General features: G+C 45.9%; 15 protein-coding genes and 1 riboswitch. Of the genes, 12 read left to right on the top strand and 3 right to left on the bottom strand.

Annotated elements, in window-relative coordinates:
- The first annotated feature begins 8 nt into the window (after positions 1-8).
- The 3 genes from arsC to GBH70_RS03165 are packed head-to-tail and all read left to right on the top strand — an operon-like array spanning position 9 to position 1,831.
- Positions 9-428 carry an arsenate reductase (thioredoxin) gene (gene arsC / locus GBH70_RS03175; protein WP_151679676.1) on the top strand — a complete coding sequence of 140 codons (420 nt, stop codon included), beginning with the start codon at positions 9-11 and terminating at the stop codon, positions 426-428.
- 48 nt (positions 429-476) lie between these two features.
- Positions 477-1,283: an arsenite methyltransferase gene (locus GBH70_RS03170; protein ID WP_151679668.1), complete on the top strand. Its 807-nt coding sequence runs from the start codon at positions 477-479 to the stop codon at positions 1,281-1,283.
- A 50-nt stretch (positions 1,284-1,333) separates the two neighbouring features.
- A complete protein-coding gene (locus GBH70_RS03165) occupies positions 1,334-1,831 on the top strand; it encodes an arsinothricin resistance N-acetyltransferase ArsN1 family A (protein ID WP_151679667.1) in 498 nt (165 codons plus the stop codon).
- 302 nt (positions 1,832-2,133) lie between these two features.
- Here GBH70_RS03165 and GBH70_RS03160 read toward each other — a convergent pair whose 3' ends face one another.
- The 3 genes from GBH70_RS03160 to GBH70_RS03150 form a co-directional block, all read right to left on the bottom strand.
- Positions 2,134-2,541: an SRPBCC family protein gene (locus tag GBH70_RS03160; RefSeq protein ID WP_151679666.1), complete on the bottom strand. Its 408-nt coding sequence runs from the start codon at positions 2,539-2,541 to the stop codon at positions 2,134-2,136.
- 79 nt (positions 2,542-2,620) lie between these two features.
- Positions 2,621-3,304: a DUF1129 family protein gene (locus GBH70_RS03155; protein ID WP_151679665.1), complete on the bottom strand. Its 684-nt coding sequence runs from the start codon at positions 3,302-3,304 to the stop codon at positions 2,621-2,623.
- Complete coding sequence (locus tag GBH70_RS03150; RefSeq protein WP_151679664.1) at positions 3,279-3,629, bottom strand: PadR family transcriptional regulator; 351 nt, start codon at positions 3,627-3,629, stop codon at positions 3,279-3,281. The genes GBH70_RS03155 and GBH70_RS03150 overlap by 26 nt, the downstream gene beginning before the upstream one ends.
- A 147-nt stretch (positions 3,630-3,776) precedes the next feature.
- Between GBH70_RS03150 and GBH70_RS16620 the strand changes: the two genes are divergently transcribed.
- The 9 genes from GBH70_RS16620 to GBH70_RS03105 all read left to right on the top strand — a co-directional run bounded on the left by GBH70_RS16620 (position 3,777) and on the right by GBH70_RS03105 (position 15,930).
- Positions 3,777-4,070, top strand: coding sequence for a hypothetical protein (locus tag GBH70_RS16620; protein ID WP_172967544.1), 294 nt, complete (start codon positions 3,777-3,779; stop codon positions 4,068-4,070).
- Between the two features lie 344 nt (positions 4,071-4,414).
- A riboswitch (PreQ1 riboswitch) is annotated at positions 4,415-4,458 on the top strand.
- A 48-nt stretch (positions 4,459-4,506) separates the two neighbouring features.
- Positions 4,507-5,178 carry a 7-cyano-7-deazaguanine synthase QueC gene (queC, locus tag GBH70_RS03140; protein ID WP_151679662.1) on the top strand — a complete coding sequence of 224 codons (672 nt, stop codon included), beginning with the start codon at positions 4,507-4,509 and terminating at the stop codon, positions 5,176-5,178.
- A 62-nt stretch (positions 5,179-5,240) separates the two neighbouring features.
- Positions 5,241-6,173: a ketopantoate reductase family protein gene (locus tag GBH70_RS03135; protein ID WP_151679661.1), complete on the top strand. Its 933-nt coding sequence runs from the start codon at positions 5,241-5,243 to the stop codon at positions 6,171-6,173.
- A gap of 247 nt (positions 6,174-6,420) precedes the next feature.
- Positions 6,421-7,149, top strand: a complete 729-nt coding sequence (locus tag GBH70_RS03130) for an amino acid ABC transporter substrate-binding protein (protein ID WP_503827267.1) — start codon at positions 6,421-6,423, stop codon at positions 7,147-7,149.
- Between the two features lie 60 nt (positions 7,150-7,209).
- On the top strand, positions 7,210-7,869 hold the full coding sequence (locus GBH70_RS03125) for an amino acid ABC transporter permease (protein ID WP_151679659.1): 660 nt from the start codon (positions 7,210-7,212) through the stop codon (positions 7,867-7,869).
- A gap of 56 nt (positions 7,870-7,925) precedes the next feature.
- The gene (locus tag GBH70_RS03120) at positions 7,926-8,672 is read left to right on the top strand and encodes an amino acid ABC transporter ATP-binding protein (RefSeq protein ID WP_151679658.1); all 747 of its coding nucleotides are present in this window, start codon (positions 7,926-7,928) and stop codon (positions 8,670-8,672) included.
- Between the two features lie 501 nt (positions 8,673-9,173).
- The gene (locus tag GBH70_RS03115) at positions 9,174-10,664 is read left to right on the top strand and encodes a TIGR02677 family protein (RefSeq protein ID WP_151679657.1); all 1,491 of its coding nucleotides are present in this window, start codon (positions 9,174-9,176) and stop codon (positions 10,662-10,664) included.
- Positions 10,664-11,827 (top strand): TIGR02678 family protein, encoded by a 1,164-nt coding sequence (locus GBH70_RS03110; RefSeq protein ID WP_151679656.1) that lies wholly within the window; start codon positions 10,664-10,666, stop codon positions 11,825-11,827. Before GBH70_RS03115 ends, GBH70_RS03110 begins: the two co-directional genes overlap by 1 nt.
- A complete protein-coding gene (locus GBH70_RS03105; RefSeq protein WP_151679655.1) occupies positions 11,824-15,930 on the top strand; it encodes a TIGR02680 family protein in 4,107 nt (1,368 codons plus the stop codon). Before GBH70_RS03110 ends, GBH70_RS03105 begins: the two co-directional genes overlap by 4 nt.
- Positions 15,931-16,049: the final 119 nt, after the last annotated feature.

Here is a 16,049-nt window from a genome sequence, read left to right as displayed (position 1 = left end):
TTTTGTTTATGACAAAGAAAAAAATTTACTTTTTATGCACGGGAAATTCATGCAGAAGCCAAATGGCAGAAGGATGGGCAAAAAAATATCTCGGGGATCAGTGGGAAGTTCGGAGTGCGGGCATTGAAGCACACGGTTTAAATCCGAATGCCGTCAAAGTAATGGAAGAAGTGGGCATTGATATTTCAAACCACAAGTCAAAACTGATTGATCCGGACTATTTGAACCATGCCGATCTTGTTGTTACGCTTTGCGGGGATGCAGATGAGAGATGCCCAATGACGCCTCCCGAGGTAAAACGGGTCCACTGGGGTTTTGACGATCCGGCAAAGGCTGAAGGGACGCCTGAAGAAGTTTGGAATGTATTCCGGCGAGTCCGTGATGAAATTGGCGAAAGAATTAAACGTTTTGCGGAAACCGGGAAATGAGAGCTATTCGTTTTCGGTTTTATATTGAAGTTGGAGTGAAGTTTAGATATGTGTGAAGTAAATGATGACCAAATTAGAAATCATGTTCGAAATCACTATCAAAAGATTGCTTTAAGCGTTGTAGGTTCTAATAGCTGTTGCGGTGGAGCCAATTGTTGTTCCCCTGAAGGAAATGGCCAACCTTTTGCAGAAGAAATTTCGCAAAAAATGGGCTACTCTCTTGAAGAATTAAAAAATATTCCCAATGGAGCAAATATGGGTCTGGGCTGCGGAAATCCACAAGCAATCGCCGATTTAAAAGAGGGAGAAACAGTCCTTGATCTTGGAAGCGGGGGAGGATTTGACTGTTTTCTGGCTTCCAAAAAAGTGGGGAGTAACGGAAAAGTGATCGGAGTTGATATGACGCCCGAAATGATTAGCAAAGCACGGAGTCTTGCCGAAAAGAATGATTACCGTAATGTAGAATTCCGTTTGGGTGAAATTGAAAATTTGCCGGTAGCAGATGGTATCGTTGATGTCATTATCTCAAACTGCGTGATTAACTTGTCTCCAAACAAAAAGAGAGTCTTTGAAGAAGCATATCGTGTATTGAAAAGTGGGGGAAGACTGGCGATTTCCGATATTGTATTGACAGCAGGCTTGCCGGAAGAGTTTAAATCAGACATGCAATTATACTCCGGCTGTGTTTCGGGTGCTTCCACCATAGAACAATTATATAAGCTGATGGAGCAAGCCGGGTTTAAAAATATAATCATTGTCTCGAAAGATGAGTCAAAAGAATTTATTAAAGAATGGGACTCTGAACGCAGACTGGAAGAATACATTGTTTCAGCAATCATTCGGGCAGAGAAGTGAAATCGGCCGTAGTACCGGGGTAGCTAAATATTGAACGTGGAGGAATAAGGATGAAAACAGGGTACAAAATAAGGCCGGCTGTAACGGGCGACCTCGAATCGATTTTATTGATTTACAATCAAGGGATCGAAGACAGGATTGCAACATTGGAAGAAGAGAAAAAGGATCTTGAATATATGAGAGCGTGGTTCAACAGCCACACCGGGCGTTTTGCCGTCATGGTTGCTGAAAAGGATGATGAAGTAGTCGGATGGGCGTCACTAAACCCATATTCAAGCCGTTGTGCTTATGCCGGGGTAGCAGAATTATCCATTTATATCAGAAGAGACCAACGGGGCAAAGGAATTGGCACCTTATTATTACAGGAAATTGAGCAAGTTGCAATTCATCATGCTTTCAATAAAATTGTTTTATTTACATTTCCTTTTAACCAGTTGGGGCAAGGGCTTTATAGAAAAAACGGATACCGGGAAGTTGGAGTATTTAAGAACCAAGGGAAATTAGATGGTAAATTTGTAGATGTAATGATAATGGAAAAGGTTTTTTGATGTTAAACTTCCATTACAATCACATCCTTCTGATTACGAAAAGTTAAAACGATATTAAACAGGCACATTATTCCAGGTACCTTTTTTCAAATGAATTCAGGTACATCTCCGGAATAATGTGCTTATTTTATTTCCTTATTGTTCACGGGCCCTTTGTCCGATTTGGACCGGCCTTTGAGATGCTGCGCCGCGAATCGAAGACAAAATGATGAGGATCGGGATACGATCACTATGCTCGTGAAAAAAACGGAAGCATGAACAACAAAAATCAAAGGCTCCTTGCCAAGAGGAGCCATACCGTTTTATACGAATAATTTTTTCAGGCGCGTGTTCACAATATTCATCCAGCCTTGTTCCATGCGTGCGCGGATGACGGAAGTTTTTTCACGGGCTTTTTCGATGATGTGGTCCGGTTCTTTCCAGCCCCCGTGTGTTAGTGTGAATTCAGTCTGATCATCGGCGCCTTTTAATGCGATCGGCAAAAACCAGCCGTCTTCATCCCATGCAAATGAAAGGAACCGCGGGGGATCCGCTTCCAGCACCTTGCAGGTTGATGGGCCAAAAGGCGACTGCAAAGAAAATTCGTATCCAGGTTCTGCTTTTAAATTGTTTGGCATAAACCATGCTGAAAGCCCTTCTGGTGTGGAGACGGTTTCCCACACTTGTTCGATCGGGGCAGGTAAGGTGGCAGTCACAATAATATCTTCCATACGTAAACCTCATTTCATTTATGTTGTCCGTTTTGACTGTATTAAAATTTTACCGCGTATTCAAGTGGTCTCACACATATCAAGTTTTCGCAGCTTTTCCCCATAAATAATAAATGCCCAAGCACAAAACGCCGGAAATGAGCGGCAGCCACCACGGGTAAGAGAAGGACGGTCCGATTTTCGGCATAAATTTATCGGTTAATATGGAGATTGCAAGAAAAAGGCATACGCCCAGATAAATTTTTAAGTAAAAAATGATATTGTTTCTTTTCGTATCCCCGGAGAATAAAGTTTTTTTCAAAGACAGGAGAACATACCACATAGCAAAGGCAATATACAGCAAAGAAATGCAAAAATTGATGGCAGCAGTTACCGGGTAAAAGTCTGGAATTGGTTTTTGAAAATGGATCCATAATGGTAAACCAATACCGTTGATAACAAGTTGAATCCCCGCCAGCATGATAACAATCCTGGTGATAAATGGAATCATATTGCGTTTTTCTTCTTTTGGCAATTGCCGGATGATTTCATCGGCAAAGGCTTTCGGGTCGCCGCCGAACATTTCTTCTGCCGTCTTGTTTTCTTTTTGTCCCTCCAGTAAATGGTCGAGCAGTTCCATCAGTACTTCCTCAGACTGCTGTTCGGATAACGTCAACTGCAAGCGGATGTAAATGAGTAGGTCCCCATAATATTTTTCGTTTTCCGGCGTTAATTCTTCCCGCTTGCGATTATTTTCTTCAATTAGCTGTTTCGCGGATACCATCCGAATTCCTTCCTTTCAATAAAAGATTGACAGGCTCAGAGATTTGCTGCCACTCGGCTGTGATCTCGTCCAGTGCGGCTTTTCCGGTTTCGGTTAGTTCGTAATATTTTCGGCTCGGGCCGGTATCGGACGGCCGCATCTCACCGCGTATCCAGCCATTTTTCTGCAGCCGTAACAGCACCGGGTAAAGCGTGCCTTCGCTGATATCCAGCAGGCCGGTTTCCTGGAGTTTTTTCGAAAGGATATAGCCGTATACCGGTTCTTTTTCTATCACAGCCAACACGCAGCCGTCCAAGATGCCTTTTAACAGTTGGCTTCGCGACATATGCATTTCTCCGTTTCAACTACTTTGTTATACAAGATAGTTTAGCAAAGAATCGGCTATTTTGCAATACAAAGTAGTAAGCAATCAATAGATCTGTGCGTTTTTCAAAGGAAAAAATAAAAACAACCAAAATGAGAGGTTTTTCATATGAAAAATTCGCAGGACGGCTACCGCTTAAACAACAGCGTTGAAATTCCCGGATTGCTGGGAGTGGACGTGCAGGCGGAACAATCCATCAGTTTTGCGATCATTATGAAAAAAAACAGCGGCTGGATGGGCAGACCGCTGGTTTTGCTTAAGATTGCTTTTTGCGTTTTGAAAAATAATGGAGGAAGAAGGACAGAATCATGTAGGCAAGAATCAAAAATACAAAATAGTTCGCCCAGAAGTTATCAAGATTTAGAAGTTCAAGTGTGCTTAACCCTTTTTGGATCCCCATGACAATCAGCACTGTTGCGGCAAACATAAAGAAAAGTTGGATATACCGTTTCACTTTTACACCTCCCCGATTGTTTTATGAGGGCAGCATCAGATAACCACTATATTTATCTTAAAAAGTGTTTTTTGAGAATACTGTGATGTAGATCATAAAAAATACATCATTTTGTGTCGGATTTGTGAAAGTTTTCAGGCGTGAAAACAAAGTTATCCATAGGTGTGGAAAAGGTTGTGTATAAATATATGAATTTTTCAACTTTTCCACAAGATAGCAGTTAGCTTGGCGCCCGCTTATCCACAGCCGCGGACAGTTTCATGCTATAATCAAATATAAATTCGGAAGCTATCCGGTGGAGGTTCTTAGCAACCCTCCCAAAAAAACTAAGAAAACAGCGGCTGCTTTTTTAGGTTGCTGTTTTTGATTGAAAGGAAGATCCCATTGAAAAAAGAAAAAGCACTCGTCGTTTTCAGCGGCGGCCAGGACAGTACGACCTGCTTGTTTTGGGCGAGGAAACAATTTTCGGAAGTGGAGACGGTGACATTCGATTACCGCCAGCGGCACCGTTTGGAGATTGATTGTGCGAAAAATATTGCGGCTGAGCTTGGCGTGAAGCATCATGTCTTCGATATGCGTTTGTTGAACCAGTTGGCCCCGAATGCACTGACAAGGGATGATATTGCGGTGAAAGAAGGGGAAAACGGGGAACTGCCGAATACGTTCGTGCCGGGGCGCAATTTGCTGTTTCTGTCTTTTGCCGGGGTGCTCGCAAGCCAAATCGGCGCCAAACATATCGTCACCGGCGTTTGCGAAACGGATTTCAGCGGCTATCCGGACTGCCGTGATATGTTTGTCAAGTCATTGAATGTGACGCTGAATCTTTCAATGGACCAGCAGTTTGTCATTCATACGCCGTTGATGTGGCTTAACAAAGCGGAAACATGGCGGCTTGCAGATGAACTCGGTGCATTTGATTTTGTCCGTGAAAAAACCTTGACATGCTATAACGGCATCATTGCGGACGGCTGTGGTGAATGCCCGGCCTGCAAATTGCGGAAAAAAGGGTTGGAAGAATATTTGGCCATCAGAAATGGGGAAAAGCAGCCATATTGATGCGGCTGCTTTTTTTATCCGAATTGTGGTAAAATAATGGAAAAAGAAAGGAGCAGGGGGATATGGCGGAAATCAAAACGGTATCCATCATTGGCCTCGGTGCACTTGGTATTTTATTTGGGAACCATTTATCAAAAAAGATGCCGGAGGGAAATTTGAGGATCATTGCAGACCGCAAGCGGATTGAAAGGTATGAGAAGAATGGCGTTTACTGCAACGGAGAGCGCTGCAGCTTCCATTATGTTACGCCGGAAGAAATAGTCGAACCTGCGGATTTGTTAATCTTTACCGTAAAATTTAACGGTTTGGAAGATGCGATTCAGGCGGTGAAACATCATGTCGGGCCGAATACGATTATTTTGTCGGCTTTAAACGGCATCTCAAGCGAAGAAATCATCGGCAGTACATACGGAATGGACAAAATATTATTCTGTGTCGCCCAAGGGATGGATGCCGTAAAGGCCGGAAACCGCCTGACATACGATCATATGGGCATGCTTTGTTTCGGTGAAAAAGAACCAGGGCTTTTTTCTGAAAAAATGAAAAGGGTTGCGCGATTTTTTGACAAAGCAGGTTTTCCGTATGAAGCCGACACCAATATGATGAAAAGGCTTTGGGGCAAGTTCATGCTCAATGTCGGCGTCAATCAAACCGTCGCTGTATATAAAAGCAATTACGGTGAAATCCAGAAAGAAGGGCCGGCCAGGGAGATGATGATTGCCGCCATGCGTGAAGTCATGGCCTTATCCGAGAAAGAAGGGTTCCCGCTGGGGGAGGAGGATCTCCGGTACTGGCTCAAAGTAGTCGGAGCGTTAAGTCCGGGCGGCAAGCCGTCGATGGTGCAGGATGTCGAAGCCAAACGGTATAGCGAAGTCGGTCTGTTTTCAGGTACGGTTATCGAACTCGGCAAAAAATACGGTGTCCCGGTACCTGTCAACGAAGAATTGTACAGGCGGATCCGGGAAATCGAAAGCACATATGCCGTAGCGGATTGATGTAAGTAAAGCTGTGGAATCAACCGGATTTCATGGCTTTTTTTCATGCGTATGGACTGTAAAATCTTAACAGCCCATTTTCAACAAAAAATTTCATTTCCCATCTTGTCTTTTATGCTCTTTCAGTATTATAATTTGGTAGTACGATAATATGGTAACGTACTAAAGTAAATTGATAAAAGGCAGGTTATTTTCTATGAAACGCTTTGTATCCGTGATGATCATCATTGCGGCAGTCCTTTCCGTCATGGCAGGATGTTCTTCGGGCAAATCTCCGGAGAAAAAAAACGATACGCTTGTAATCGGCATTGATGACAAATTCGCCCCAATGGGTTTCCGGGATAAAAATAACAACATTGTCGGATTTGATATTGATATGGCAAAAGCAGCCGCAAAGAAAATGGGGAAAAAAGTAAAATTCCAGCCGATTGACTGGAGCACGAAAGAACAGGAATTAAACAGCGGCCGCATTGACCTGATTTGGAACGGCTATACTATTACGCCGGAGCGGAAGAAAAAAGTGCTGTTCACGAAACCTTATTTGAAAAATTCCCAGGTTGTCGTCACACTTGCTGATTCGAAAATCACGAAGCTTAGTGATTTGCAAGGCAAGGTGGTCGGCCTGCAGTCACTTTCTTCGGCAGCCGATGCTTTAGACGCCAACCCGATCAAATCAAAAATCAAAAAAGTAACAGAGTACTCCGATAATGTCCAAGCCTTAAACGATTTAAAAACGGGCCGTCTCGATGCGGTTGTCATTGATGAAGTTGTGATCAATTATTATATGACGAAAGAGAAAAATACGTTTAAAGTCCTGAAAGAATCGCTTGCGCCGGAAAAATACGGGGTCGGCGTGAAGAAAGGCAATACAGAACTTTTGAAAGAACTGCAAAAAGCAATGGATGAAATGAACAAAGATGGTACATCCGCCAAAATTTCGAAAAAATGGTTCGGCGCAAATAAAGTATTGGATTAAAATGGGGGCAAAACAGGATTTCCGCGGGAAACCCTGTTTTGCTGTTGGAGGATATGCAACATGTCAACCGATTATATGCAAACGATCCTAAAGCCGATGCTCTCCGGCGCGCAAATGACGGTGCTTTTGTTTTTCATCGCCATCATTGCATCGCTTCCGCTTGGTTTTTTGCTGACATTGGCGGTGAGAAGCCGGTTTAAGCCGTTGTCATGGCTTGCACAGGCTTATATTTATGTGATGCGGGGCACACCGCTCCTGCTGCAGCTGATGTTTATTTGTTTCGGGCTCCCGCTGTTGCCGGTTATCGGGCAGTATTTGGTTCTGGACCGGTTTATTGCCGCAAGTTTAGGGTTCATTTTAAATTACGCCGCGTATTTTGCGGAAATTTTCCGCGGCGGGCTTTTGGCGATTGACAGAGGCCAGTACGAGGCGGCCCAGGTGCTCGGCTTAAACAAATGGCAAACAACAACGAAAGTCATTTTGCCGCAAATGTTCCGCATCGCGATACCGGCTGTGGCGAATGAATCGGTTACGCTTGTAAAAGACACGGCGCTGCTATACGCCGTCGCAGTTCCGGAACTGCTCCACTATGCCGAAACAGCCGTGAACCGTGATTTTACAGTAGTGCCGTTCTTCGTGGCGGCTGTGATTTACTTGCTGATGACGATGGTTTTAACGTTGTTTTTCAAATGGCTGGAGCGCAGGTTTACGTTTGAATAGGTTTGGCGGGGAATATCAGGAAGAATGAAAGCCTTTGAGAAGAGGAGGCGGACGAAGTGGCTGTCATTGAAATTTCAAATTTGAGGAAATCTTTCGGTAAATTGGAAGTATTGAAACAAATTACATTTGATGTTCATAAAAATGATGTTGTTGCCGTGATCGGCCCGTCCGGATCGGGAAAAAGCACAATGCTGCGCAGCCTTGTCCACCTTGAGGAAGTGGACGGTGGCACAATCCGGGTGCTCGGCAGCCGGCTCGTGGAGGACGGGGTGTATGCCAAACCGCAGGACATTAAGAAAATTACAATGAAAATGGGCATGGTGTTTCAGCATTATAATCTTTTTCCGCATTTGACGGTCCGGGAAAATCTCGAACTGGCGCCGAAAATGGTAAAGAAGGAGCCGGCTGATGCACTTCGCCAAAGAAGCAGCGAACTTTTGACGAAAATCGGGCTGGCTGATCGTGCGGACGCTTATCCTGCAAATTTGTCGGGCGGGCAGAAGCAGCGTGTGGCCATTGCGCGTGCCCTGATGATGAATCCGGAAATTATGCTGTTTGACGAACCGACTTCGGCACTCGATCCGGAACTGACAGGCGAAGTGCTGAAAGTTATGAAGGATTTAGCGGAAGAAAATATGACAATGATTGTCGTAACGCACGAAATGGGATTTGCTAAAGAGGCCGCCAACCGGGTGATTTTTATGGATAATGGCGAAATTATTGAGATGGGGTCGCCGGCTGAGGTTTTTGAAAATCCCCGAAACGAACGGACAAAGGCGTTTTTGAATAGGAGTTACAAATAGAATGATGGGTGCATGAATATGGTGCCCCCTTTTTTATTGTCTGTCAAATGATTGACAAATTTTGATATGAGTAAAATGTTTACGGGGAGCGGATAGTGATAATAATATTCAGACATAACCAAGAATAAAGAAAAGAAGCGCTCACCTTTGATAAAATGATTTTTGTGGAAAAACAAATGAAAGGTAGAGTTTCCATGTCTAAGAATACCGTTGAATTTCACGCGAGGCCTTGTCGACCATTGCCCGGTACTTCTTCGTTCCCATGTCTAACATGTCTAAGAATACCATTGAATGGACAAATTTAAAAACAATTGAAAAAGCTTGATTTAAACAACTACAAAATATCTTTCGTGGCCTTTATAAGGCGTCAAAAGACCATCCCGATGTAAAAATTTTGTCAAAATAGTCTTTAGTTAAAGCGGCGATTAGCCGCTTTTTCCATGTTCAAAGTTCTACAAATCTTATACAATAAAGTTACCAAATAAAACGTGGTGAAGCGAATTGGACCAAATCATGAAGAAAGTTGTCGAAGCAAGTTACTTGACGGCGGATTCAGCAGCCCAGTACCGGGTGATTTTGCGTTTTTTCTACCGGCAGCATGAGCGGATGCGCGATTTTATTGCCCCTGAAGAAGTGCTCGAATATCTGCGCTCGATCCCGGAGTTTCACGATTATCAAGAAGAACAGCTGCATCAGCAGTTGGCGCAGCTCGTGAAATGGAATAATCTCGTTGCCCGCCAGGATATGACGAACGCAAAAACGATCGAAGAATATAAGAAAAAAAGGTTCCGCTACCAGTGCACACCGTACACTGTTGAAATCGAGCGGATGCTAATCCAGCTGGAAAAATTGGGCGACCAGTTCCAAGGTTCTTTGGAACGTTCGCAGTTTGACCGGCTGCTTCAGGCTTTGGTAAAACTTGAAACCGAATTGAAAACGCCGCTGGTTAAGCCTGCTGAAGATTATATGCATATTTGGGAAGATATTTTCCATTTCTTCCAGACGATCCGGACGAACACGGCGGATTATATTGCTTATATCAACAGCGAAAAGACGACGCAGCGCATGCAGACAGAAGCCTTTCTTGTTTACAAAAACCAATTTACCGCGTATTTGCGCGATTTTATCGTGTCGCTGCAAAAAACATCTTTGCAAATCCAGGAACGGCTGCGCGAACTCGATTTCGAGGCAATGGCGCCGTTTTTTGAAAAATTGGTTGAGCACAGACAGTCAATCCCGCGCTTGGAAGATGCAGCACTGTCCACAAAAGACTGGCTGCAGGAGTTTCAGGAATATTGGGGATCCTTGCGCCAATGGTTTTTGGGGAGCGGCACGGCGCAGAGCGAACTGGAGATGCTGCAGCTGCAGACGAATGAAATGATCCGGAGAATGGCGCGCTACGTGCAGCGGATCGGAGAGCGGCAGCAGCATTTCCGGAGCCGCAAGAAAGATTATTTGCATCTTGCCAAATGGTTTGTCGAATGCCGGACGTTTGAAGAAGCGCATAGATTATCGTCCGTCGTGTTCGGCGCGATGACGGTGCGGCATTTGCAGTTGGAAGAGGCAACGACCGATAACCTTCATGTCGAGACGTGGGAAGAGACGCCGGAAATGCGGGAGATCAAGCCGCGCACGAACCGGTATCGCGAGAAAACAAAACCGGGTGCCTTCCGGTCCAATCGCGAACAGAAACAAAAGCAGCGGCTCGCGTATTTAAAGGAGCGCGAACAGGAAAAACAGCTGATCGAAAAATATATGAAAGACGGCGAAATCCGGATTGCCGATGTTGGTATGGTCGAACCGTTTGTCAGGAAAGTGCTACTCGGTTGGATCGGAAAATCGATGGCGGCAAAAAACCACGAAGTGAAGACGGATTACGGGATGGTGGTGAAGGTCTCCATCAATAAGGACAAAATGATCATACTGGAATCGGAAGACGGAAAACTGACGATGCCGGATGCTGTCTTTCAGTTCGTGGGGGGAGGCAGTTGATGGAACCGATACAGATTTTTGATGAAAAAGCGATACAGGGGATGGATCTGTTATTCCATCATTACTGGATTTTGCGCTCCGAACATCCCGACTGGTACCAGCTCATCCGCGAACGCGAAAAAGTGCTGCGCCGCTACATCGGTGAAAAATTTGGGCTCAGGCTGATTATCCACCAGCATTTTATCAAGCTGGAAAAAATTCCAGTTGAACCCGAGGCGTGGATGGGGATCCAAAATTTTCAGGAGCCGATGGACTATGCGATTTTTTGCTGCGCCCTCTCCTTTTTGGAAGGGAAGGCGGTAGATGAACAGTTTCTTTTATCCGAGCTGTGCCAGGAAATTCAAAGCAATTATCCGTTGGAAGACGGCCTTGACTGGACGCTTTATACGCACCGCAAGTCTCTAATCCGGGCGGTTCAAGTGTTGATGGAATTCCGGTTGATCCGCACGATTGACGGCGATATTTCTAGGTTTGACACGTACGAAGAACAGGAAGTTTTATACGAAGCGACAACATACAGCCGCTATTTTTTAAGAAGCTTTCCGGATGATTTTACGAGCTACCGGGATTGGACAGAACTGCTTGAAGAAGACTGGAAGCTGAACCAGGAAGACGAGCGCCGCAAACGGGTGTACCGAAAATTGTTTTTCTCGCCGGGGGTGTACCGGACGGATTCGCAGGATTTGGATTTTCTTTATATCCGCAACTTCCGCAACCGGCTTTCTGAAGACATTGAGCAGCACAGCAATTACAAGCTCCATGTCTTTAAAAATACGGCGTTTTTGTCGACCGCCGAACCGCGCAGTTATCATCAAGTTTATCCGAATACAAAGGGATCAACGGATTTGATGCTGCAGCTGTCGAAAGAATTGCACGACCACCCGGAAAAATATGTGCCGAACGAGTCTGGAGAAATTTTGCTGACAGACGGCGAATTTGAAGCGCTGATCGATGGAATGCGCGCCCGCCTTGAAGGCGGGTGGGCAAAGCATTTCCGCGACGCCGGCACAAAGGCGGTCTGCACGGAACTAGTCGAAACGATGAAAGAATGGATGATGGCCGAAACGGATGAAGCGGCATCCTTGATCCGCATCAAACCGCTTTTAGGGGTGATTGCGGGCGAGTATCCGGCAGATTTTGAGAAAGGGGATGCGAAAAAATGACAGAAGGAAAATGGGTGATGAACCGCGCTGGCCTGCTGAATTTCTGGTATTACGACGATGAAATTTTCCATTTTGCGGACGGCAAGCTGCTGCTGCGCGGCACAAACGGTTCAGGGAAATCGGTGACGATGCAAAGCATTTTGCCGGTTTTGCTCGACGGGAAAAAAACTCCTGACCGGCTTGATCCGTTTGGGTCAAAAGCAAGGAAAATGGAAGACTACCTGCTAGGGGAAAAAGAAGTCTCCGGCCATGATGAGCGGACAGGCTATTTGTTCTTGGAATATAAAAAGAAAGGGACAAAACAGTATATCACAACAGGCATCGGCATGCAGGCAAAACGCAATAAGACATTGAAATCGTGGTATTTTGTGCTGGCCGATAACCGACGGATCGGCTATGATTTTGAATTGGCGCACAACCGCCAGTCTGAACGCATTCCACTGTCGGCGAAGGAGCTCGAGAACCGGATCGGGCTCGGGGGGCATGTTGTCCATTCGCAAAGAGAATACATGGAGCTTGTCAATAAATATATTTTCGGGTTCCAGTCAATGGAAGCTTTTGAAGATTTGATTAAGCTATTGATCCAGCTTAGAAGCCCGAAGCTGTCGAAAGATTTCAAGCCGACCGTCATCTATGAAATTCTGGAGTCCGCGCTGCCGCCGCTGACAGATGACGAGCTCCGCCATTTGTCCGACACAATTGAAAGCATGGACGAAACACAGCAGCAGTTGGAGCAGCTGGAGCGGGAACATGAATCAACGAAAAAACTTGTCCAGCAGTACCATCTATACAACCAGTATATTTTAGCGGAGCGTGCCCAAAAATGGCATTCGGCGGGCGGGAGGCTTAAGGAAACAAAGCAGCAAGTGGAAACATTAAAAACCAGCCGTGAAGCACTCCGGCAGGCGATTGAAAAGATGGAGGCAGAAAAGCAGCATTACGAGCAGAAGCAGGATGTGCTGAAGGCGGAACAAGAACGGCTGCAGCACCATGAAGTATGGCGGCTAGAGAAGGAAAAAAGCGAGAAGCAGGACAGAGCCACAAAACTCAAAACGGCAATTGCCGAGCTGGAGAAAAAATGGGATGCCAAAAAAGACCAGCTTCGGCGCGACAGGCTCGAACAGGATCGGGCCGAAGCAGAATTACGGCAGCATGAACATGGCATTCGGGAAATGTTGGATGAACTCGCGCTGGATGCCGAAGAAGCTGCATTCAGCCAGCATGAAGTGAATGCGGGGGATTTTGGACGCCATCAGGAAGAAGCTTTTGATTTTGCCGTTTGGAAGCGGGAGGCAAAGCAGCATTCGGAAATTTTGCGCGAACTTAGGCGGCTTGCAGGGGAAGAAGAACGCCTCGGCGAAGAGCATGTCCGCCTGCAGCGCCAATCGTCGGAGAAAAAACAAGTAATCGATGAATTGCGTAAAAATCTGGACCATTTAGAAAAATGGTTTACAGAGCAAAAGCAGGAACTGGAAGATGCTGTATTTTCATGGATTGAACAGCACCCGGCCCTTAACATTACGGATGAGCGCCTGCAGCTTATTGCCCGTGCGCTTGACGGGCTGTATGATGAAAACCGTTATGAAGCGGTCCGTGAAGAAATCGTGAAGGCGATTCATGACTATATTTTAAACGTGCGCACGGAAATTTCGAAGGCTGAGCAGGAAAAACAGGTAAAACAGCAGGAATTGGAGGAAGCGGAAGAAGAACGGGAATACTGGAAAAACTTGAAGCTCGCCAACCCGGAACGCGCGGAGGATACGGAAGCTTTCCGCAAAAGCCTGGATGAAGCGGGGAAACGCTTTATGCCGTTTTATGCCGCGGTTGAATTCCAGGACCATGTTACGGATGGGCAAAAAGCGCGCATTGAAGCGGCGCTCAAGCAAACGGGGATTTTAGACAGCTTAATCATGGAAGAAGCGGTTGCACCTGTCCATGACCGTATCATCCGGCCGAATCCGCAGATTTTGGGATACACGCTTGCTGATTATTTGCGCCCTGATTTGGATGAAGACAGCCCAGTATCAGCCGAACGCATTGATGAAGTACTGCGGAGCATTTCACTGGAACCGTCGGATGGCGGCTTCCATATTGATGTGGACGGTTCGTTTTCGATCGGCTGCATTGTTGGGCATGCCCCGGATGAAGGACCGTCAAAATTTATTGGCAGGACATCCCGAAAACGGTACCAGCAAGAGAAAATCAGGGAAGCGGAACAACGGATGGCCGAAACCCGCTTTGCCCTCGTGCAGATCGAAAGCCGGCAGTTGAAACTGGAGAATGATGTCCGGGAAGCGGAGCGCTGGAAAGGGGAAATTCCCAATGACAAAGATTTGCGCGATATTGAGGAGCAAATTGAAAAAACGTCGCGCAGCTTAAAGAACGAGCAGGAATTTTTAAATGCAGTAGATCGGCAGTGGAAAGAAGTGTACACAAAGATGCAAAACATCCGCGTGGAACTTCATCAAAAAGGTGCCGGGATCAATCTTACGCTCAAGTGCGGGCCGCTCGATGAAGCGCTGATGGCGGCGAAAAACTACGAGGACCATCTCTACAGCCTGGAACTCATTTTTGAAAGGTGGCAGTCTGCCCGAAAAATGATTGAGCGGCTGATTGACAGTATCTGGGAGAAAGAACAGGAACTCGATGAGATTCGCGGCGAGCAGAACGTCCGGCAGTCGGAATGGGAAAAAACAATGGCCGATATCGAAGCAATTGAACAGCAGCTGAAACTGCAGGGGATTGAGGAGGTCCGCGCCCGTGTCCAGGAAGTCCAGCATGAACTGAAAGAGGCGGAAGAAAAAGTTTCGTATTTTTATAAAGCGCAGCCGAAAAAAGAATCGGATCTCGAAAAGTGTGCGGAGGAACTTTTGCAGGCAGAACAGAGCGCGGCATTCTGGGCCAATATGGCGGCGGAATGGGAGAAACTCGTAAAAGAAGAGGCGGCGCTCCGTTTTGTTGAAGTCGAAAAAGTGGAACCGGGGCAGATTTTGGCGCAACTTTCCGGTATCCTTGAAAAATACGACCGTGCAAAACTGAACGAACAGCTGACGAAAATTTTTATTAATGAGCAATCCAATTTGACGGAATACCGCATGTTTGAGTTTACAAAAGAATCGGACGAGCCGGATTGGTTTTCGGAAAAACTCGATGACTACTACGAAACGTTTAAACATGAGTGGGAAAGTTTACGGGGCAGGCGCCTGATCCAGATGGAATACCGCGGCCAGCGGGTGAGCCCGTATACCGTGCTCGAGTTGCTTGAAAAAGAACTTTTAAATTTGCAAAGTTACTTGGATGAGCAGGACCGCCAGTTGTATGAGGATATCATTGTTAATACAGTTGGCGTCATTTTGCGGAACCGGATCCAGCGGGCTTCCAAATGGGTGAAAGAAATGGACCACATTATGAAAAGCCGCGACAATTCATCAGGGTTAACTTTTTCAATTGCCTGGAAACCAAAAACAGCGGATTCTGAAGACGAGCTCGACACAGAAGAACTTGTTGCCCTGCTGCAGCGGAACAGCAAATTTTTAAACGAGGATGATTTAAACCGGATAACAAAACATTTCCGCTCGCGGATTGCGGCTGCCAAGGAATTGATCCAGTTGCGCAATGAAGGTTCGACATTGCACCAAGTGTTAAAAGAAGTGCTCGATTACCGGAAATGGTTCCAGTTTGTGTTGTCGTACAAGCGTGCCGGGGAACCAAAACGCGAGCTGACCAATACTGCATTTTTCAAATTCAGCGGCGGGGAAAAAGCAATGGCGATGTATATCCCGCTCTTTACCGCAGCGTATTCGCGCTATTTGGAAGCCGGGGATATGGCGCCGTATATCATCTCCCTTGATGAAGCATTTGCCGGCGTCGATGAAAACAATATACGCGACATGTTTGAAGTTGTCGAACAGCTCGGATTCAATTACATTATGAATTCGCAGGCGCTGTGGGGCGATTACGACACGATTTCAAGCCTTGCCATCTGCGAACTTGTTCGCCCGAAAAATGCCGATTATGTAACGGTCATCCGCTACCAGTGGGACGGCCATAAACGTTCTCTCGTATTGGATCCGGAGGAAGAGGAACTTGCTTTGCAGGAATGAGCAGTTGGAATGCTTATGGAAGGACCCAGAGCTTTTCCGGCTTTTTTAAGAATTGTTTTGTTAGATTTCATTGTTGATGATCGCTCATTTCTGAGACTCCTGCGTACGGGATTGGCGGA

The sequence above is a fragment of the Weizmannia acidilactici genome, assembly GCF_008974225.1.
GTDB lineage: Bacteria > Bacillota > Bacilli > Bacillales > Bacillaceae_C > Weizmannia > Weizmannia acidilactici.
Note: the sequence above shows the minus strand (reverse complement) of the source record. Positions and strands in the feature narration are given on the sequence as shown.